Origin of the sequence: Kribbella sp. NBC_00482 (genome assembly GCF_036013725.1) — a bacterium.
Classification (GTDB): domain Bacteria; phylum Actinomycetota; class Actinomycetes; order Propionibacteriales; family Kribbellaceae; genus Kribbella.
Map to the genome: position 1 here is coordinate 1,042,292 of NZ_CP107881.1, position 20,089 is coordinate 1,062,380.

Sequence of the window (20,089 nt, forward strand, 5' to 3'; positions counted from 1 at the left end):
CTTCAGCCGCCCGGTAGGTAGTCGAATATATTACCAATGACGTCGCCCGGCTTACCGTTCGGCAGTTGTGGGTGCACATCGCCGGTCTTCGGATTTACAAGCATGTCTGGATTCTTCCTGGATCCTACGCCCCGCCAGGCGGCGTCGTTCTTAACACTATGAATGGCGTCCTTGATTTCCTTCGTCGAATAGCCAGTTTCGTTCGCTATCGCATTTGGTCGAGAGAGCAACTTGCACGGCGTCTTCGGAGGTGCGCCACATGAATCGTAGTCACCGTCGTCGGGGGGTTGGGCGGCGCTGCTGCTCCCGGCGCTCGAGTCTGCCGAGCCTGAGGAGCTGTCCGAGCCCGATGCGGCGTTCTGGAGGATCTGGTCGATGAGCTGGGCGATCGAGTTGCCGACTGGGGTTCCGGCGGCACCCGCTGCGAGTGCACCTGCGACGACGGCGACCCAACTGCTGCTGTAGCCGTCGATTATGCACATGCAGATGTCCTCGCCTGCGGCGCTGCCCATCGATGGCCTGCCGCCGAGGCTCGCGGTGAACCAGTTGTAACTGCCGGTGGTGGCGACGTTGGAGATGACGGAGCCGTACTGGTCGAGGGCGTTTTGGTATTGCTGGTTGGACCAGTCGACGGTTTCTTCGGTTAGGTCGCCTCCGGAGGTGACGACGGTGGCCGGCGTTGTGGGGTCGCTTGGGCAGAGGGCTGGGTTGCCGTTGGCGCAGACGGGGTCGCCGGGCGGCTCGTGCTGGACGGTCTTGGCGTCCCGCTCAAGGTCCCTACGTTTCTTCTCTGCTTCCTCTCGCTTCTTGCAGGCTGCGTCGCAGATCTTCGGAGGCGGCGGCTTGGGCTGGCAGCGCTGCGACTTGCACGGCGGATCGCAGTTCGGCTTGCAGTCGGGGTCGCAGTCCTTCTTGCATCCCGTGTCGCAGTCGCCGTGGCAGTCGTCCACGGGCGGTGGGACCGGAGGCGTAACGGGAGGGGGGACCGGTGGAGTGACGGGCGGGGTCGGTTTGTCCGGCGGACAGACCCAGATATGTCCATCGCCGTTCGGCTTCTTCACGCAGCTTGTGTGCGGGTCCCCAGGCTCGTCGATCGGGTAGTGACCCGTTGGGTCGCTGAAGTTGATCGGGTTGCCGCCGGCGTACCCGTAGAGGTTCAGGACTGAGCTGGCGGTACCGGCGTTCTGGGTGATGGTGTCGCGGGAGTTGAAGGTGCCGGTGCCTGGGTTGTACCAGCGGGCGCCTTGGTTGATGTCGCCGGAGCGGGGGTCGGTCCAGTCGCCTTGGTAGCCGATGCGGTACTTGAGGCCGGTGGCGTTGGTGGAGTTGCCGAAGGGGTCGTAGGTGCGGGTGTCGGGTAGGCCGGTGCCGAGGGTGGTGTCGGCGGGGTCGAAGCCTGCGATGACGTCGCCGTGGCGGTCAGCCAGGACGAGGCGTTTGGTGGTGTCGTAGCCGACTGACAGGAGTCCGTCGGAGGCTGCGCGGCCGAAGAATTGGGTGCCGTCGGAGACGACTTCGTCACTGAAGCCGTCGTAGCGCATCCGGGCGGTGCCGGCCTGGACGGGCCGGTCGAGGGCGTCGTAGGTGAAGTCGCGGTCGGACCGGGTGATCATCCGGTCGAACGCGTCGAAGCTGAACGCCTCGGTGGTTGTCCCGGTGGTTTGCGTCAGCAGGGCGCCGCGGGGTGAGTAGGTGTAGGTGGAGGTGCCGTCGTTCAGGAGCCGGTTGCGCTCGTCGTACGACGCCAGCGCCGTGCCCGCCTTGATCCGGTTGGAGTTGGCGTCCCACCCGTACGCGGTCGTGGTGGTCCCCTTCGTCCACGACATGAGTCGGCCGAGTTGGTCGTAGCCGTAGGTGTTGTTCCCGGACCCGGCAACGCCGGTGGTGTTCTTGGAGGTGATGTTGTTGTCGACGTCGTACCCGTAGGTGATCGACGACACCGATGTCGTTCCGGCTTTGAGTACGTCGGAGTTCATCCGGCCGTAGCCGTCGTACCCGACGGTGCGGATCCGGCTGGAGCCGTAGTCGATCGTGGCCAACTGCCCGGCGGTGTTGTAGCCAAGAGTCTGCAGGACGCGGGTGACCGGGTCGGTGACCGTTGCCGGGCGCCCGTTCACGTAGGTGAAGTCGGCGGTTCCGGCGGCGTCGATGCGCTGGGTGAGCTGGCCGTCGGGGTCGTAGCCCTGGGTCGAGGTTCCAGAAGGGCCGTCGGCGCGCAGGAGCATGCCGCGGTCGTTGTAGGTGTAGGTGTTGACGCCGTCGAGCGAGCTCGAGGTCGCGAGCCGCCCGCCGAGGTCGTAGGTGAGCGAGCGAGTTGCGGTGGGTGCCTCGGCGCCCGCGCCGGTTTCGGTCTCGAGCCGTCCGGCCGCGTCGAAGTTTCGGGTCCGTTGCACTCCGCCCGGTGAGAGCAGCGAGACTGCGTTCCCGGCCGCGTCGTACGAGGCGGTCCACGTCCGGTCCGTCAGCGCGGGATGGCTGCTGGTGGACGGTTCGATGACCTTCTCGGGTAGTCCGAGGGTGTTGACCGTGTAGGTCGTCGAGTTGCCGCGGCCGTCGGTGTAGCGGGTGCGGTTGCCGATGGCGTCGTACCCGTAGGAGATCCCGATCTGATCGCTCGCCGACACCGGATCCACCTGCGAAGTCAGCCGGCCGACTGCATCGTAGGTGTACGTCGACGCGCGGTTCCCCGACGCAGGCGTCGACGAGACCAGGTTGCCGTCCAGGTCGTACCCGAGAACCGTGGTGCCGAGCGCGACGCTGGACGCGTTCAGGGTCTTCGACGCGACCAGTTGCCCGGCCTTGTCGTACGTCGCGACACTGCTGCGACCCATGGCGTCAGTGGAGACCACCTGCCGCCCGGCGTAGTCGTAGCCCAGCTGGGTGACCACGTTGTTCGGGTCGGCGGACTTGGTGAGCTGTCCGAGCGAGTCGTAGCTGCTGAGCGCGACCGCGCCCGACGGCGACTGCGCAGTGATGACGTTGTCCATGTCGTCGTAGGCCAGCCGCGTCACGAAGTTCGCCGCCGTCGGTTTCCGCTCCACATCAGTGGAGGTGACGACCCGGTCCAGGTCGTCGTAGGTGAACTTCTTCACCGCGCCCAACGGATCAGTGGTCGACTCGACGTCTCCGTTCGGGGTGTAGGTGATCTTCGTGATCGCCCGTTCGTCGTTGGTCTTCCCGGGAGCGTCGACCTGGACCTGCCGGTTGAGGTGGTCGTAGGTGAACCGCGTCGCGTTGCCGCGCTCGTCAACCTGCTGGAGCAGGTTCCCGACCACGTCGTAGCTGAAGGAGGTCTTCGGCGTCATCGCCGTACCACCCGGCGGCGTGTACGACGGGGCGCTGACCTCAACGGTGCGGCCGAGCTTGTCGAACGTCGACTTCACCACGTTCCCGAGCGCGTCCTTCGACGAGGTCGCCTGCCCGAACGCCCCGTACCCGACCACGGCAGTCGGCTGCACATCGGCCGGCGCACCGCCGTCGTGTTCGGCCTTCACCTTCGGCGCGACCGTCTTGATGAGCCGCCCGAGTTCGTCGTTCACGTACGTCGAGGTGAAGTCGGCCTTGACCGCACCGCTCGCGTTGCCTCGCGGTGTCGTCATCGACGTCGCCAGCCCCCGCTGGTCGTACGTCCACGATGTCGTCATCGCACCCGAGGTGTTCTCCACGGTCTGTGAAACCCGCCGCCCGGCCGCGTCGAACACGTAACTAGTCGCGTCGATGACGGCGGTCTGCCCGGCAATACCTGCATTCGACCAGTTGCCCGTGTTCGTCTGGCGGGTGATGTTGCCGGCCAGGTCGTGGTCGTACGTCGTCTCACGGTTCAGCCCCGCCGGGTCGACGATCTGGGTAGCAACTCGTCCCGCGGCGTCGATCGCGTACGTCGTGGTGGTCTTGCCGTTGTCCGTGACTGCAGTGGTCCGGTTCCCGGCGCCGTCGTAGGTGTTGTCCTCCAGCACGTACGGCCGCGTGGAACCGTCCGGGTTGTGGAATCCCTCGAGCTTCTTCGTCTTGAGGCTGTCGTCGAGGTTGTAGGTGTAGGTCACCAGTCGGCCCATCGCGTCGACCTCGGCGCGCTTGCGGCCGGCCAGGTCGTACTGCGTCTTCGACCGGACCGCGTAGTCGATTCCCTCCCGCGGCCCCTCGACCGGCGGGTTGTTCGGATCGGCCGGGAGGTTCACGTCCCAGACCTCGGTCAGCGTGTTCAGATCCGAGTACTTGTATTCGAACCGGTTCCCGTTCGCGTCCTCCGACCAGGTCCGGTTCCCTGCGTCGTCATACCCCTGCTGCGACTGTTTGCCGTCGGCATCCACCGTCGACGCCAACCGGTTGCGGTCGTCGTAGGTCAAGGTCGTGACCCGCGGATCGTCAGACGTCTTCAGATCCCGTGACGTCGTCTTGGTCACGTCGCCGTCGGCGTCGTACTCGATCTCGGCCTTCTGCTGGTGTTGCTCGCCAGTCACCGCGTCCGTCGTCACCGGACCCGTGATCGCTGTGACCCTCGACATCTTGTCGTAGTCGTAGGTCGTGACGACACCGCTCGGGTAGGTGTCCGAGATCTGCGTCTCGGTCTTCTTCCGGCCGATCTCGTCGTAGGTGTACTTCGTGACCAGGCCTGACGGAGCTGTCGTTTGCACCAGCTCGCCGTACTGGTCGTACAGGAGCTGTGTCACCGCCGTCGTCGACGCGTTCACCTTCACCGACTGGGTCTTCAGCAACCCCGGCGGCATCGGCTTCCCATCCGGCCCCGTCTGCACACCGTCGGTATAGGTGGAGAGCGTGACCCCGCCGTCCGCGCTCACGTCCGAGGCAACATCACCGTTCACCGTGAGGTTCGAATAGCGCTTGTACGTGTCGTCGGTCGCGCTCGCCGACCGCCCGTCTCGAGACGTCGCCAACTTGTCCCACCGCGGATCCAGCGCGGGCCATGCGTCGTCGCGGTGGTAGGTCGTGTACGCCGTGTGGCAGTCCGTTCCTCCGATGCCACGACAGGTCTTCGTCGACGTCACGTTGCCGCGATCGTCGTACCCCATACTGACCTCGCCACCCATCTCACTGGTGACCTTCGTCAGCTGACCGGTCTTGTCGTGCGTGTAGCTCCGGATCGCGTACCCGGTATCAGGCCAATGCTGCGTGGTACCCGCAGTCGGGGGCTGACTGGTGTCCTCACCGAGCGGCCGGCCAGTACGCCGCAACCAGCCACCGAGCAGGTCGTACTCGTAGACGTAGTCACTGTTGTTCGGGCCGGTCACGTGAACCACGCGGGACTTGGCGGACTGGCTGGTCGAGCCGTTGCGGACCTCTGGCGTGCCGATCGTCCAGCCGCCGCCGTTCTCGTCCACGTACTTCTGAACCCGGTCACTGGCCGGGTCGTACTCGACCTCGGCCGTCGTGCGGCCGCCGGACGAGGTGATCGACGACAGTTGATCGGCCGCGTTGCGTCCCTGCTGCCAGTGCGCCGCCACGTCTCTGGTCGTCAACGGGTGCGAGTACAGCGCGACCTCGTCGATCTGGCCGGTGAAGTACCGCAACGCCTGCGTCCCGTACGACGGCCACGCCGACGGCGCTGCCGCCACCGCAGCACCGACCTCGTTCACCGCGAACTGGGCGTGGTCCACCACGCTCTGCGTGATCGTGCCGACCGCGACGCCGTCCAGATACAGCGACTGCCGCGTACCCATCGAACTCAGCACGACATGGTGCCATTGGTTGTCGTTCACCAAGTTCGACGACGTCATCGGCTCCGCCGTACCGTGCCAGAACTGTCCACGAAGCTTGCCGTCGGCACCGACGTACAGCACTGGCATGCCGCCTGTCGTCGTACTGCCCAGCCTCTGCTTCTGGTAGCCGAGCAGCGGCTGGCTCGTCGCTCCGCTGGTCTTGAACCACATCTCGACCGCCTCGTCACGGCTGCGCGTCGCCAAACCGTCCGCCAGCGAGACCCAGGAATTGCCGGTGAACGAAACCGACTTGTCGGAATCGCCGACGCCGGTCAGTGGGCTGGCCTGGCCGAACTGGACGCCTGTGTACGTGCCGAACGCGTCGCGCGGCGCGATGTCGACCTCGTTCGTCGCGTCGCTGTCAGTGCCGTCATCGGAGAACCGGAAGTAGCCGTCGGGTCGGCTGTCCATCACCGCGCTGCGGTAATGCGAGCCTTGCGCCGCGCCGTACGTCGTGCACTTCTGCTCCGCGTTGCACGACTTCGTCAGCACGTCGCCGGCGTACTCATAGGTCCAGGTCAACGGAGCGCCGCCAACGGGTTGCGTGCTGACCGAGGCGACGTGCTTGTTGTCGGCCGTCCACGTGAACGTCAGCTTCCGCCCTGCCCCGTCGAGGCTCGCAGCCGACTCCAGCGTGCCGTCCGTGCGATAGGCCAACGCCAACGGTTTCCCCTGGGTGCTGTAGATCTTGCTCAGCTTCCCCGTCCCCCGGGTGAACTCGTACTTCGTGCCGGGAACGATCTGCAGCGTCCACGGTCCCGTCGCCGAGGACACCGACAGGACCGTCTTCGCACCGCGTGGCGCCGCGAACGATCCGTCAGGGTTGACGCCGAACCGCACCTGCCTGCCATCTGGATACGTCACCAACGCATTGCCATCGCTCTCGACGGCCACCCGCATGTCGTACCGGCTCGACCAGCCAGCACCGAACAGGCCGTCGCGCCTCGGGTCGAGACTGTTGTACGTCCGCGCGACATTCAGCTCCGGACCCGCGACCGGCACGACAACATCCAGCGCCGACGCCGTGTAGTTGCCGACCGCCGGGTCGTACGGCTTGTCCTGGGACTTGCCGTCGTTGTTCGCGATGTGCCCGGTGATCGCCGGCTGCGGCACGTCGGTGAACAGCGTGATCGGCTCCCCGATCGTGTGCTGCCCGTCGTTGTCCTGCACATAGATCTGCCACTGGTACTCGCGGTTCCACGCCAGCTTCCCGGCCGGCACCACCCATGTCTTCGACGACGTGTAGTCACCGCTGAAGAAGCACCCCACCAGCGGGTCGTCGTCGACGACCTCGCACACCCGGAAGCTGTACTTCAGCGTGTCCTCCGGTGCGTCCGGATCGATCCCGGACGCCCACACCTGCGGCGTCAACGTGTACGCCTGCGCGCCGTTCAACGGCCACACCTTCGACAGGTCGAGCACCGGCGGCACGTTCTGGATCGTGATCAGCACTGCCTTGGGTACAACGCCCCAGTCGGTGTACCACCGATGAACCGTCGTATCGCGGTGCACCATCGAGAACTCGATCTGATAATCGATCCCGTCCGCCGACCCAGGCAACGCGCCGACCGCCACATCAAGATTGATCTTGCCGCCGTGCGGCACCGCGGCAGTCACCGGCGTCGACAGCACCGACCAGTTCTGCAGCTTCCCGTCCTTGTAGATCCGGTAGCTCATGTAGTCGTCGCCCGGCTGCCACGTGAACCCACCCAGGTTCGTGATCGTCATCGGAAACTTGCCGGCCGCGTCCTGCGTGGGGTACCACTCCGGCGGCTGCGCCCGGAGCGCGTACGCCGCGTGGTACGGCGAATGCGTCACCGCCAGCTTCGGCGGATTCGCGGTGCTGATGCCCGCGAACTTCTTCCACGAGAACCGATCCGCACGCTGGTTCGCGAACAACGCGAACCCGAAGTTCGAGCGCTGCCCATCCACCAGGCTCTGCAACCACGACACACCAGCCGCATTGAACGGCAACGCGTCGTACATCGGCTGGCACGCCGTCGTACCCGTCGTACTGGACACATAGCCACGCGAGAAGCTCTTCGACGCGATCACCGACGGCGTCACCTGCGGGCCCGGATACTTCAAGCTCGGCAACGGCGTGGACTGCCAGCCCTCCATCGCACCGTACACATCCACCGCTCGCGACGAACACGTGTCCGCCTGGTAGTTGTACACCTCCAACTGCGCGGCGACGATCGTGTCGTACCGGAACGCATCCACCAGGCTCGGGAACGACAACAACGACGTGTACGCGTTCCACCCGCTCGTCGACGAACAGTTCGTCGTACCCGCCGCCGGGCGGCAACCGACCTGCAGATCGCTCGCACCGCTCACCGAGCCGTTCACGCCCGCACTGACTGCATAGTTCGGCGTCACCCGGTCCGTCGGAATCACCGTCGGATCGATCCGCACCGGGAACACCCGCGCAGGATCGTCCAACCACGCGCTGTCCGCCGTGACCTTCAACGCCTGACGGCCGTCGACCGTGACCAACTCGTACGACACCGCACTCGAGGTCGCACGCACCTCGACCGTGTTCGAGTCCTCCATCACACCGGCCGGAATCCGCGCCCGCTCAGTCCCGTGCTCGTCAGTCAGCACGACCTCGCGACCCACCAGAGACGCCGTCAGGTTGTCACTCAGACTCAACGGGAACACGAACGAGCGAGGCGCGGTCGCCGACTTGAGAACAATCGTCTCCTTGATGCCCCGCGGCTGCGACTCCAACTCGAGATCGGTACCTGACAACAGCTCCGGGAAGACGACCTTGCTGCCCGACATCAGCCCAGCAACCGCAGCCGCACCGGCCACACCCCAGCCGACGTTGTGGCCGTTCCCCAACTCGATCCCCGCCACCGGATCCGCGTTCGCCTGACCAGCGATCCAGGAATAGACCTCCGTCGAGATCGTCTCCCAGCCGCCACCATCCCGCGGCTGCAGATTCGCGTTGATCTCCGCCCACGAACCATCAGGCTTCTCGAAGTTCAACGGCGCCGGCGACACCACACTCGTCTCCGTGCCGTCCGTGTTGGCGAACGTCTGCGTGAACCGGTCCCGCTTCTCCGGTAGCTCGCGACTCGTCTGCTTGTCGAAACCCTTCACCGCCACCTGCTCCGACGGCAACGCCTGCACAGGCTTCGGCGTCGGCTGCTCCGCCGCGGCATTCACAGGCTTCGCTGCGGTCACGGGGAACATGTCCCGCATCGATGGCGGCTCGACCTTGTTCTGCCCCGGTGCAAGCGGCGCAGGCAACTTCCCAGCTCCGACACGTTGCGCCGGAGCCTTCGCCTCGCCCTTACCCGACATCACTGCCGGCGGCACCGGCGGCGGTGAACCCGCCGCAGCCGCCGACGTGACTGGCAACGCCGGCCCGATACCAGTCAACGGCACCGCCAACGCGGCAAAAATCGCCAACGATTTCGCAAGGCGAACCCGGCGACGGGCAGCACGAGAAGACAGCCTGGACACGGCCATGAAGGATCCCCCTGGGGCGTGGACGACCTGAATGAGAAGCCTGGGGTCCCCCGACCCCGCCAGCGCCGGGACAGAACGTAACACCCTGTGACGCTGCGGAGCCAGAAACCTGCAGCTTCCTGCAAATCCCCGAAAATCTGTAACGCCGGGACCACAGAACTCTGCGGGCCTCGGCGCGATACGTTCGGGCGGTGGGAAGTTCCGTCCAGGTCTGGCTGGCGCCGGTTGGTGATGAGCCGCGGGGCACTGCCCACAGTCTGCTGCGCACGCTCGCGGGCACGCTCGTCGACGATCCGGTCCTCCGTCACGACGAGGGCGTGCGGCCGCGCGTCGACGGGCTCGCGGTGAGCATCTCTTACTCCCAGCGCCTGATCGCCGTCGCCGCGTCGTACGACGGGCCGGTTGGGATCGACCTCGAGGAGACCCGGGGACGGGATGTGACTGGGCTGGCTGAGCGGTGGTTCACCCCGCGGGAGTTGGAGTGGATGGGGCGGCAGGGGGATGGGCTGGTCGCGTTTCTCGAGTTGTGGACGGCGAAGGAGGCGGTGGGGAAGGCGCTTGGGGTTGGGCTTCGGGAGGCTGGGTTGCGGCGGGAGATGCCGTTGGGGGGTGGGGCGGTTGAGTCTGTGCCTGGGTTGGTCGTGACGCATGTGCCCTGGCCGGGGGCTGTGCTCACTGTGGCGGCGCCGACCAACCGCGTCGTGGTCAGCCGGCGGTCACCGACTCTTGACCCACCGTGCGCGTGTGGGTAACTTTCGCGTCGCGGGGGAGTATCTGTAATTCAATTACTTTGGCGTTCGCCCCTGCCCGCCCGGACTGAGTTGGTGACACCGATGGAACTGACCCGACGCCAGACTCTCGGACTAGCGGCGGCCACCGTCGCTGGGTCGACGGTCGCCGCCACCACGACCGCAAGCGCGAACACCAATCGCTGGGTCCGCGACACCCTGCGCCGGATGACGCTGGAGCAGAAGGTCGGCCAGCTGTTCGTCTGCTACGCGTACGGGCCGGCCGCCGACACCGCCGATGCCCGCAACACCAGCCTGTACGGCGTTGCGACGCCGGCCGAGGTGGTCGCCAAGTTCAACCTCGGCGGTGTCATCTACTTCACCTGGACCGACTCGACGAAGGACCCGCAGCAGATCGCCCGGCTGTCGAACGGCCTGCAGACGGCCTCGATCACCAACACCGGTATCCCGCTGCAGATCAGCACCGACCAGGAGTACGGCTCTGTCGTCCGCGTCGGACCGCCCGCGACCCAGTTCCCGGGCGGTATGGCGCTCGGCGCGACCCGCTCGGCCGCCTTCGCGCGCGAAGCGGGCGCGATCGCCGGTCGCGAGCTGAAGGCCCTGGGCATCACCACCGACTTCGCCCCGGACGCGGACGTCAACGTGAACCCGCTGAACCCGGTGATCGGCGTCCGCTCGGCCTCCTCCGACCCGGCGCTCGCCGCGGAGATCGTCGCCGCGCAGGTGAAGGGCTACCAGCGCGACGGCCGGATCGTCTCGACCGCGAAGCACTTTCCGGGGCACGGCGACACCGAGACCGACAGTCACGTCGGGATCCCGGAGATCCACCACACCCGCGAGGAGTGGACCCGGATCGACCTGCCGCCGTTCCAGGCCGGGATCCGGGCCGGCATCAAGTCGATCATGACCGCGCACATCGTCGTACAGTCGCTCGACCCGTCCGGCGACCCGGCGACGTTGAGCCGGCCGATCCTGACCGGGATCCTGCGGCAGCAGCTGCGGTTCGACGGCGTGGTGATCACCGACTCGCTCGGGATGAAGGGCGTCCGGGACAAGTACGGCGACGCGGAGATCCCGCTCCGGGCGATCGAGGCGGGCGTCGACCAGCTGCTCATGCCGGTCGATCCCGGACTGGCGTACAACTCGGTCCTCGACGCCGTACGCAGCGGCCGCATCTCCGAGACGCGCATCGACGAGAGCGTCACACGGATCCTCGCGCTCAAGCAGGAGGGCGGTCTCGTCGACCACCCGTACGTCGACCTGTCCCGCATCACCAAGGTCGTCGGTACGCCGGCCAACTACGCCGCCGCCCAGCGCATCGCGGACCGCAGTACGACGCTCCTGCGCAACGACGCCGATCTACTCCCGCTCTCCCCCGCGCCGCGCAAGATCGTCGTCACCGGGTACAGCCCCACCAACCTCGCGACCGCCCTGCAGAACCGAGGCGCGACGACGACCGTGAAGGACACCGGCAGCACGCCGACCGACGCGAAGATCGCCGACGCCCTGGCAGCCTCGGTCGCCGCGGACTTGACGATCGTGCTGACCAACAAGGCCTGGGACACCGAGGTCACCGACAAGCTGGCCAAGCAGCAGAAACTCGTCAACGGCCTCCTCGCCACTGGCCGCCCGGTGATCGTCGTCCCGGTCCGCGACCCGTACGACGTCGCGTACTTCGACGCCCCGTCGACCACCCTGGTCACGTACGGAAGCACCGTGGTGTCGATGGAAGCACTCGCCAAAGTGCTGTACGGCGAGATCGCACCGACGGGCAAGCTGCCTGTGGAGATTCCCGCCAAGCCGGATCCGAACAGCGCAGACCCGGCACCGGTCCTGCACCCGTTCGGTCACGGGCTCACGTTCGACCCACGGATCACCCGGCTGACCGTTGCCTCATACAACATTCATGCGGGCGCCGGCGAGGACAACGTTTTCGACCTCGACCGGACGGCGCAGGCAATCAAGGCTCTGGACGCGGACATCGTCGGGCTGCAGGAGGTCGACGTTCATTGGGACGCCCGCAGCCAGTGGCTGAACACGATCGCCGAACTTGCCGCCAAGCTCGGGATGTACCCGGCGTTCGCACCGATCTACGACCTCGACCCGCCCGCGGCCGGACAACCAAGGCGCCAGTACGGCGTGGGCGTGCTGTCCCGCTTCCCGTTGGTACGCACCGAGAATCACCCGATCACGCGGCTGTCCACCCAGGACCCGAACCCGGTGCCCGCTCCGGCGCCGGGATTCCTCGAGGTGGAGGTCGACGTCCGCGGGCGGCGGCTGCACGTCTACTCGACCCATCTGGACTACCGCGGCGATCCGACCGTGCGGACGCTGCAGGTGGCTGACACCGTCAAGATCCTGGCCCAGGACCGTCGGCAGGATCTGCAGATCCTGGTCGGTGACTTCAATGCCGAGGCGGCCGCGCCGGAGCTCGCAGGGCTGTGGACGCGGCTGACAGACTCGTGGACGGCGGCCGGCGCGACGACCGGCGGACCGAACACCTACCCGGCGGTCGCCGCGAACAAGCGGATCGACTTCGTCACCGTCGGCAAGGGCCTGACCGTGCGGACCGCCGAGGTACCAGCCGAGGTCCCGGTGGCCGACGCCGCCAGTGACCACCGTCCGACAATCGCCGACCTCTCGTTCCGTTCCTGAGGAGACCTCTCATGAAGCGACGCAGTTTGCTCGCGGGCGCCGGTGTAGTCGCCGCCGCCCCGCTCATCAACGCACCCGCCGCACAGGCCGTGGCCAACCGCAAGGTGATGACCGGCGCCGAGGTGCTCGCCAAGGACGACTGGCGCGCGTTGGCGGGCCAGAAGGTCGGCGTGATCAGCAACCCGACCGGGATCCTGCCGGACTTCACGCACGTCGTGGACACCATGCACGCGTCCGGCAAGGTGAACATCGTCGCGGTGTTCGGCCCAGAACACGGTTTCCGCGGCAGCGCGCAGGCCGGCGGTTCGGAGGGCGACCACGTCGATCCGCGCACCGGGATCATGGTGTACGACGCGTACGGCGCGAACGCCGACAAGCTGGTGCAGCTCTACACCCAGTCCGGCGTGGAAACCGTTGTCTTCGACATCCAGGACGTCGGCGCCCGGTTCTACACCTATATCTGGACGATGTTCGAGGCGATGCTCGCCGCGGTCCGCACCGGCGCCCGCTTCGTCGTCCTCGACCGCCCGAACCCGGTCGGCGGGTACGCGCGCGGCCCGATGCTGAAACCCGGCTACACCTCGGGCGTCGGCAAGAAGGAGATCATCCAGCAGCACGGCATGACCGTCGGCGAGCTCGCCCGGATGTTCAACGCCGAGTACCTGCCGCTGGAGCCGAACGGCGGGCGCCTGCGCCAACTCACCGTCATCGAGGCGAAGAACTGGAAGCGCGACCAGCTGTACGACGACACCGGCCTCACCTGGGTGATGCCCAGCCCGAACATGCCCACCCCGGACACCGCGCTGCTGTACCCGGGCCTGTGCCTGTTCGAGGCGACCAACATGTCCGAGGGCCGCGGTACGACGCGACCGTTCGAGCTGATCGGCGCGCCGTACGTCGACTACAAGTGGGCGCAGGCGCTGCAGACCAAGGACATCCCGGGCGTCGCGTTCCGCGAGGCGTACTTCACGCCGACGATCAGCAAGAACGCCAATGTGCTGTGCGGCGGCGTCCAGGTGCAGATCACCGACCCGCACCGGGTCGAGGCGATCACCGCGGCGACGCACATGATCGTCGAGGCCCGTAAGCTCTACCCCGAGTTCACCTGGCGGGCGGAGACCCCACCCGGCCGGTGGATCGACCTGCTCACCGGATCGGACCGGTTCCGGACCATGCTTTTGGCGGATGCGACCGCCGAGCAGATCGTGGCAGCCTGGAAGTCCGAGACCGACGCCTGGACTGCCCGGCGGGCGAAATACCTTCTGTACAAGGGCGCGCACCGATGAGACGGCTCGGCGCGCTCACGATAGCTTCGGCGGTGATGCTGACGATGGGAACGCCTGCTGTTGCTGGCGGCAACAACTCCGGCAGGTTCGACCGGCCGTACGACGGCTACGCGCCGAAGACCACGCTGCTGCGCGACGCGACCCCGGCCAAGGCCGGCCTCGATCCCGCGCCGATCGACGCCGCGCTGGCCCAGGTCGCCGCCTGGACCCAACCGAGCGGTACGACGAAACCGTTGTACGCCGGCGCGGTCACGCTGCTCGGCCACGATGGGAAGATCGTCACCCGGACGGCGACCGGACTCGCGCTGAAGTACGCCGACGGGCAGGGCACCGAACTGCCGCCGGACCAGCAGATTCCGATGCGCACCGACACGATCTTCGACATGGCCTCGGTGTCCAAGCTGTTCACGTCGATCGTCGTGCTGCAGCTGGTCGAGAAGGGCAAGGTCGACCTGGACGCGCCGATCGCGACCTACATCCCGGAGTTCGCGGAAAACGGCAAGGAAACCGTTTCCGTCCGGCAAGCACTCACGCACACCAGTGGATTTCCGTCCTGGCTCCCGCTGTGGAGCGCCCAGCCGGATCCCGCGTCCAGACTGCACATGGCGCTGACCGCGAAGCTGCTGAACCCGCCCGGCTCGACCTACCTCTACAGCGATCTGAACCTGATCGCCCTCGGTGAGCTCGCCCACCGGGTGACCGGGAAAACGCTGGACAAGCTGGTCGCCGACGGGATCACCAAACCGCTGCAGATGCGCGACACCGGCTACAACCCGGACCCGAAGAAGAAGCCGCGGATCGCCGCCACGGAGTACCAGGCCTCGCCGCCGCGCGGCATGGTGTGGGGCGAGGTGCACGACGAGAACGCCTGGTCCCTCGGCGGTGTCGCCGGCCACGCGGGCGTCTTCAGCACGGCCGACGACATGGCCGTCCTGGCGCAGACGTTCCTGAACGGCGGCAGCTACCGCGGCGCGCGGATCCTCAAGGAATCCTCGGTCACCGCGATGATCACGAACTTCAACCAGGGCTTCCCCGGTAACGACCACGGCCTCGGCTTCGAGCTGAACCAGCGCTGGTACATGGGCGGCCTGTCCGGACCGCGAGCGGCCGGGCACACCGGCTACACCGGTACGTCCATCGTGATCGACTTCGACTCGCGCTCGTTCGCGATCCTGCTCAGCAACCGCGTGCACCCGAGCCGCAACTGGGGCAGCAACAACCCGGCCCGCCGCGCGGTCGCCCAGGGCCTCGCGCTCGCCCTCGGCGTCGGCCCGCGGCACGGCAAGGACGCCTGGTTCTCCGGTACGACGGACAACGCGACCAGCACGCTCGATGCCAAGGTCGCCGTACCGGCCGGAGGTGCGAAGCTCGCGTTCGACCTGTTCGTCGACACCGAGGTCTCCGACCTGCTGTATCTGGAGACCTCCACGGACGGAACGACCTGGACGAAGGTCCCGTTCTCGGTGCGCGACCGGGGCTCGGTGATCGACACCGACGGCTCGATCAGCGGCTCCGGCAACCGGCATTGGCACCAGGTGACCGCGGAGCTGGGCAGCGGCGAGCAGACCATTCGCTGGCGGTACACGTCCGACCCGCTGTACCAAGGCCGCGGCGTGTACGTCGACGGTGTGAAGATCACGAGCGGGACTGGTCTTCTTCTCGACGGTGAACGAACGCCTGAATCATTTACCGCAACAGGTTGGAGACTTTCGCGTCGATGACCCCATCTCGTGCATAGTCGCCGTACCGTGGCTGCCATGAATTCAACAACCTCTCCAGAACCCACGGGCCCGCTGCTGGTCCGGGTCCGCGCGGTGATGCCCGCGCTGGCGCCGGCCGAGCAGCGGGTTGCGAACGCGGTCCTCGCGGACCCGGGCGGAGTGGCGGCGATGACGATCTCCGAACTGGCCGAGGTGGCGTCCACCTCGGAGACCACGGTCATCCGGTTCTGCAAGCAGATCGGCGTCCCCGGCTATCCGCAGCTCCGCCTGCAACTGGCGGCCCAGTCGGCGACGGAGAGTCTCCGCCCGGAGGTGGGCGGCGACATCGAACCCGGCGACTCGCTGGCCGACGTGGTCAGCAAGGTCGCGTTCGCCGACGAGCGGGCGGTCCGGGAGACCGCGCAGCAGATCGACGTCGACGCGCTGGCCAAGGTCGTCGACGCGGTGGTGAACGCATCGCGGGTCGACCTCTACGGTTTCGCCGCGAGCGCGTTCGTGGCTCTTGACCTGCAGCAGAAGCTGCACCGGATCCGCCGGGTCGCGTTCGCCTGGTCGGACGTGCACATCGCGCTGACGAGTGCCGCGCTGCTCGGCGAGGGCGATGTCGCGATCGGCATCTCGCACACCGGCACCACGGTCGAGGTCGTCGAGGCGCTCGAGGAGGCGGCCAAGCACGGCGCCACCACGGTCGCGGTGACGAACTTCCCGCGCTCCCCCCTGGCCCGTACGGCGGACCTGGTCCTCACCACGGCCGCGCGCGAGACGACGTACCGCTCGGGCGCGATGGCCAGCCGGATCGCGCAACTGACAGTGATCGACTGCCTGTTCATCGGGGTCGCACAGCAGGTGCTGCCGGACGCCCGGAAGGCCCTCGAGGAGACCGCCAGCGCGGTCCGCGGGCACCGCCTCAAGGGATCCGACTGAAGGCAATCCTTTCCGTCAACGATGAACGGAATTGAAAATCCTTCAGTAGAAAACTAACATCGATCCCGTGACCTCACCGACCGAGCAGCGCAACCCGAGGACGCTGGCCATCGATGCGGTGGGCACGTCCGAAATCCTCCAATTACTGAACAACGAGGACGCCCTGGTCGCCGGGGCCGTCAGCGCGGTGATCCCGGAGCTGACCAAGGCCGTCGACGCCGCCGTCGAAGCGGTTCGCGGCGGCGGCCGGGTGCACTACTTCGGCGCCGGTACGTCGGGACGCCTGGCGACCCTGGACGCCGCCGAACTGCTGCCCACCTTCCACGTCCCGGACGGACTGGTGGTCGCCCACCACGCCGGCGGTACGGAGGCGCTGCTCCGCGCGGTCGAGAACGTCGAGGACTCCGAGGAGGGCGGCGCCCGGGACGCGGCCGCCGTCACCGGTCAGGACCTCGTCGTCGGCCTCGCTGCTTCCGGGAGCACGCCGTACGTCGCCGGCGCCCTGAAGGCCGCCCGCGCGGCCGGGGCGACCACCGTGCTGGTCACGTCCAACCCCGACGCCCCGCTGGCGCCGCTGGCCGACGTCGTGATCGCACCGGACACCGGCCCCGAGGTGATCGCCGGCTCGACCCGGCTGAAGGCCGGCACCGCGCAGAAGATGATCCTGAACGCGTTCTCGACGACGCTGATGATCAAGCTCGGCCGCACCTGGTCCAACCTGATGGTCGACCTGGTCGCCACCAACAAGAAGCTCCGCGGCCGGATGCTCCGCATCCTCGCCGAGGCCACCGGCGCCGACGACGCCGCCTGCGAAGCCGCCCTGGCCGAGGCCGACGGCGAACTCAAGCCCGCCCTCGTCCACCTCCTGACCGGCACCCCCATCCCGGCCGCCCGAGCCGCCCTGGAAGCCGCTCACGGCCGCGTAGCGACCGCCCTCGCCGAACTAGGCTGACCGCTCTACCGGCGGCCTCAGGACCAGCGTCACGACGACCAGCGCCATGAAGAGCGCGGTGAGGGCGAACGGGATCGGGATCAGCGGGTCCAGCAGGACGAGGACGGCAGCCGCGGGGACGACGAGGTTGACGACGCGGTCGGCGTTGTCGCGGAGGGCGATCCACCAGATGCCGAAGACGAAGATCGCGATCGGGATCGTCACCGTGTAGGACGCGGCGAGCTCGCTCAGCTCGGTGTGGTGGGTGATGCTGTCGATCTCCACCTCGATCCCGGCCGAGAACGCGCCGGCCGCGGCGAACACGAAGTAGTGCACGTACCCGTAGCGGATCGAGCGGCCGAACGACGTGATCGCGGTGTGGTGCGGCGGCCAGAAGTAGATCCACCAGAGCGCGGCGGTGACCACCAGCATGAGCACCGACAGCGCGATCAGCTCGCCGAGGTGCTCGTGCTCATGGACGGCGTCGAAGATCGCGTTCGCCGAGGCGAGCAGGCTCTCGCCGAGCAGGATGAGCGTGAACAGGCCGTACCGCTCGGTGATGTGGTGCGGGTGCCTGGGGGTCTTCCAGCCCCGCTCCGCCACCGCCGGCACGGCCAGTTCGGCGAGCACGAACAGGAACCAGGCGAAGACGACCACCGTCTCGGACATCACCAGCGTGGTCAGCCACAGCACCTGCACGATCGCGATCCCGCCGGCGTAGCGCAGGGTCACCTGCCGGCTGTCCCCGGCCGTGCGGGATGCCCGCAGCCATTGGGCGATCATCGCGACCCGCATCACCAGGTACCCGAAGACCACCACGGTGAAATCGCGGTCGGCGAAGACCGGCTCGATCCCGGCAGCGAGCACCAGGACACCGCTCATCTGCAGGATCGTGAGCACCCGGTACAACCAGTCGTCGGTCGCGAAGGACGTCGCGAACCAGGTGAAGTTCATCCACGCCCACCAGATCGCGAAGAACACCATCCCGTAGGACAGCAGGCCTTCGGCGATGTGTTTCTCGGACAGCGCGTGATGGAGCTGGGCCGCGGCGACACTCACCGCCACCACGAACACCAGGTCGAAGAACAGCTCCAGCGACGACGCGGTCCGGCCGGGCTCGTGCGGGTCGCGCGGGCGCATCGGAACCAGTCGCGATCGCGTCGTTTGAGGCGTCATGGCGGACAGATTAGACGGAGATGTCGACCGATGGGCGGAGTTCTGCTGCGGCGGACAGGGCGTCGTGGGCAGGGTTGCCGAGGAAGCCCTTGATCAGGGCCGGGTCGGCGGGTCGGTCGAGGTGCGGGAGGGCGATCTGTTCGTACGCCGCCTGGAAACGCGGACCCCAGCGCCGGGTACCGAGCCGGGCGGTGCGGGAACAGTTGTCCACCATGTAGGCGACGTCGCGGGCGTGCATGTACGGGAGGAGCGAGTCGACGGCTTCGATGACCGACTCGTTGACGATCTCGGACCACGCGTGTCCGCGGGCCGCGAACTCGTCCACCTGGGCCATCATCGTCGCCACGAACAGCCCTGCCGTGACCGCATCAATCTTCTGAGCTGCTGTTGCTCGGCGGGCGTGGACCTCGGCGCTGTGCGACCACATCGGGCTGCCGCCGATTTCGGTCATCGGCCGGGTCGCAAGCCGCTGCTCGGCGAGGATCACGCTGCGCAGTTCGGTGCCGTCGGCAACCTCGTCGTACACCTCGGCGACCAGGTCGCGGGCCGGGCCGTACGCCGCGGAGTACGCCCGGTCGAACAGCTCCTCGTCCCCGCTCGCCGCCCGCACCGCCGCGAGACCGTCGGTCGAGATGGTCCGCGCGATCGGCCCGGTGATCGCCTCGGTGGACCGCTCGTACGCCGTCACCGGGTCCGCGCCCTCGATCCGGAAGTACCTGTACAAGGCCTCCACCAGACCGTGCACCGCACCGAGCAGGATCGCCCGCTCACCGGCGATGTCCGACAGGTACTCGGACCGCAAGGTGGTCGCGAACGTGTACGGCGACCCGAGCCCGATGGACCACGCGAGCGCCCGGTCCCACGCGTGCCCGTCCGGATCCGCATGTACGGCGATACTCGCGTTGATCCCGGCCCCGTTGACGGTCGCGCCCTGCTGGTACAGGCGCCGTACCGAGTCCCCCATCCCCTTCGGGCACACCGCGATCACCGGATGCCCGTCGGGGAACGCGCTGCCGATCGAGGTCAGATGACCCAGCAGGAAACCGTGGGACAGGCCAATGGTCGCCCCGGGCTTCAGGACCGCGAAGATCTCCTCGTGATGCGCCGCCAGCGCCGCGTCCGCGATCAGCAGGATCACCAGGTCCGAGGCCGCAGCGACCTCGAGCCAATCCCCCACCTCACTGAAACCCTCCGCGCGTGCGTCCTCCGCGGACCGGGACCCCGGACGCAACCCCACCGCCACGGTGATCCCGGTCCCGTCCAGCGAGTCCCGCAGATTCAGCGCCTGCGCCCGTCCTTGCGGTCCCCAGCCCAGTACGCCGATCCGCTCGACACCGTGCAACGCCGCAGGCAGCAACGAGAACAGGTCCCGCCCGCCCCGCACAATGTCCTCGGACCCGCCCGGCACGTCCATCTGCTCAACCCGAAACACCGAACTCTTCATGCCCACCAG

Annotated in this window: 9 protein-coding genes; 6 read left to right on the forward strand and 3 right to left on the reverse strand. The window is 67.4% G+C overall.

The features are described 5' to 3' along the window. Positions 1-2: 2 nt before the first annotated feature. The gene (locus OHB24_RS05285) at positions 3-9,110 is read right to left on the reverse strand and encodes a LamG-like jellyroll fold domain-containing protein (protein ID WP_327641016.1); all 9,108 of its coding nucleotides are present in this window, start codon (positions 9,108-9,110) and stop codon (positions 3-5) included. 275 nt (positions 9,111-9,385) lie between these two features. On the opposite strand from OHB24_RS05285, the gene OHB24_RS05290 reads away from it, so the two are divergent. The 6 genes from OHB24_RS05290 (at position 9,386) to murQ (ending at position 17,481) form a co-directional block, all read left to right on the forward strand. Beyond that, complete coding sequence (locus tag OHB24_RS05290; protein WP_327637821.1) at positions 9,386-9,946, forward strand: 4'-phosphopantetheinyl transferase family protein; 561 nt, start codon at positions 9,386-9,388, stop codon at positions 9,944-9,946. An 81-nt stretch (positions 9,947-10,027) separates the two neighbouring features. After that, the gene (locus OHB24_RS05295) at positions 10,028-12,598 is read left to right on the forward strand and encodes a glycoside hydrolase family 3 N-terminal domain-containing protein (protein ID WP_327637822.1); all 2,571 of its coding nucleotides are present in this window, start codon (positions 10,028-10,030) and stop codon (positions 12,596-12,598) included. Between the two features lie 11 nt (positions 12,599-12,609). Beyond that, positions 12,610-13,884 (forward strand): exo-beta-N-acetylmuramidase NamZ family protein, encoded by a 1,275-nt coding sequence (locus tag OHB24_RS05300; RefSeq protein WP_327637823.1) that lies wholly within the window; start codon positions 12,610-12,612, stop codon positions 13,882-13,884. Next, complete coding sequence (locus OHB24_RS05305) at positions 13,881-15,605, forward strand: serine hydrolase domain-containing protein (protein WP_327637824.1); 1,725 nt, start codon at positions 13,881-13,883, stop codon at positions 15,603-15,605. Before OHB24_RS05300 ends, OHB24_RS05305 begins: the two co-directional genes overlap by 4 nt. A gap of 36 nt (positions 15,606-15,641) precedes the next feature. Beyond that, complete coding sequence (locus OHB24_RS05310) at positions 15,642-16,529, forward strand: MurR/RpiR family transcriptional regulator (protein ID WP_133782160.1); 888 nt, start codon at positions 15,642-15,644, stop codon at positions 16,527-16,529. Positions 16,530-16,596: 67 nt separating this feature from the next. Next, a complete protein-coding gene (gene murQ, locus OHB24_RS05315) occupies positions 16,597-17,481 on the forward strand; it encodes an N-acetylmuramic acid 6-phosphate etherase (protein ID WP_327637825.1) in 885 nt (294 codons plus the stop codon). Here the strand turns inward: murQ and OHB24_RS05320 are convergent. After that, positions 17,473-18,636: a low temperature requirement protein A gene (locus OHB24_RS05320; protein ID WP_327637826.1), complete on the reverse strand. Its 1,164-nt coding sequence runs from the start codon at positions 18,634-18,636 to the stop codon at positions 17,473-17,475. The two genes, murQ and OHB24_RS05320, sit on opposite strands and share 9 nt — an antisense overlap. A gap of 10 nt (positions 18,637-18,646) precedes the next feature. After that, the gene (locus tag OHB24_RS05325; protein ID WP_327637827.1) at positions 18,647-20,080 is read right to left on the reverse strand and encodes a ketol-acid reductoisomerase; all 1,434 of its coding nucleotides are present in this window, start codon (positions 20,078-20,080) and stop codon (positions 18,647-18,649) included. Between the last annotated feature and the right edge of the window lie 9 nt (positions 20,081-20,089).

Bases quoted from the DNA above. Each gene is read 5' to 3' on its own strand.
- OHB24_RS05295 (WP_327637822.1), top strand. From the start codon at position 10,028: ATGGAACTGACCCGACGCCAGACTCTCGGACTAGCGGCGGCCACCGTC.
- OHB24_RS05300 (WP_327637823.1), top strand. From the start codon at position 12,610: ATGAAGCGACGCAGTTTGCTCGCGGGCGCCGGTGTAGTCGCCGCCGCC.
- OHB24_RS05305 (WP_327637824.1), top strand. From the start codon at position 13,881: ATGAGACGGCTCGGCGCGCTCACGATAGCTTCGGCGGTGATGCTGACG.
- OHB24_RS05310 (WP_133782160.1), top strand. From the start codon at position 15,642: ATGAATTCAACAACCTCTCCAGAACCCACGGGCCCGCTGCTGGTCCGG.
- OHB24_RS05320 (WP_327637826.1), bottom strand. From the start codon at position 18,636: ATGACGCCTCAAACGACGCGATCGCGACTGGTTCCGATGCGCCCGCGC.
- OHB24_RS05325 (WP_327637827.1), bottom strand. From the start codon at position 20,080: ATGAAGAGTTCGGTGTTTCGGGTTGAGCAGATGGACGTGCCGGGCGGG.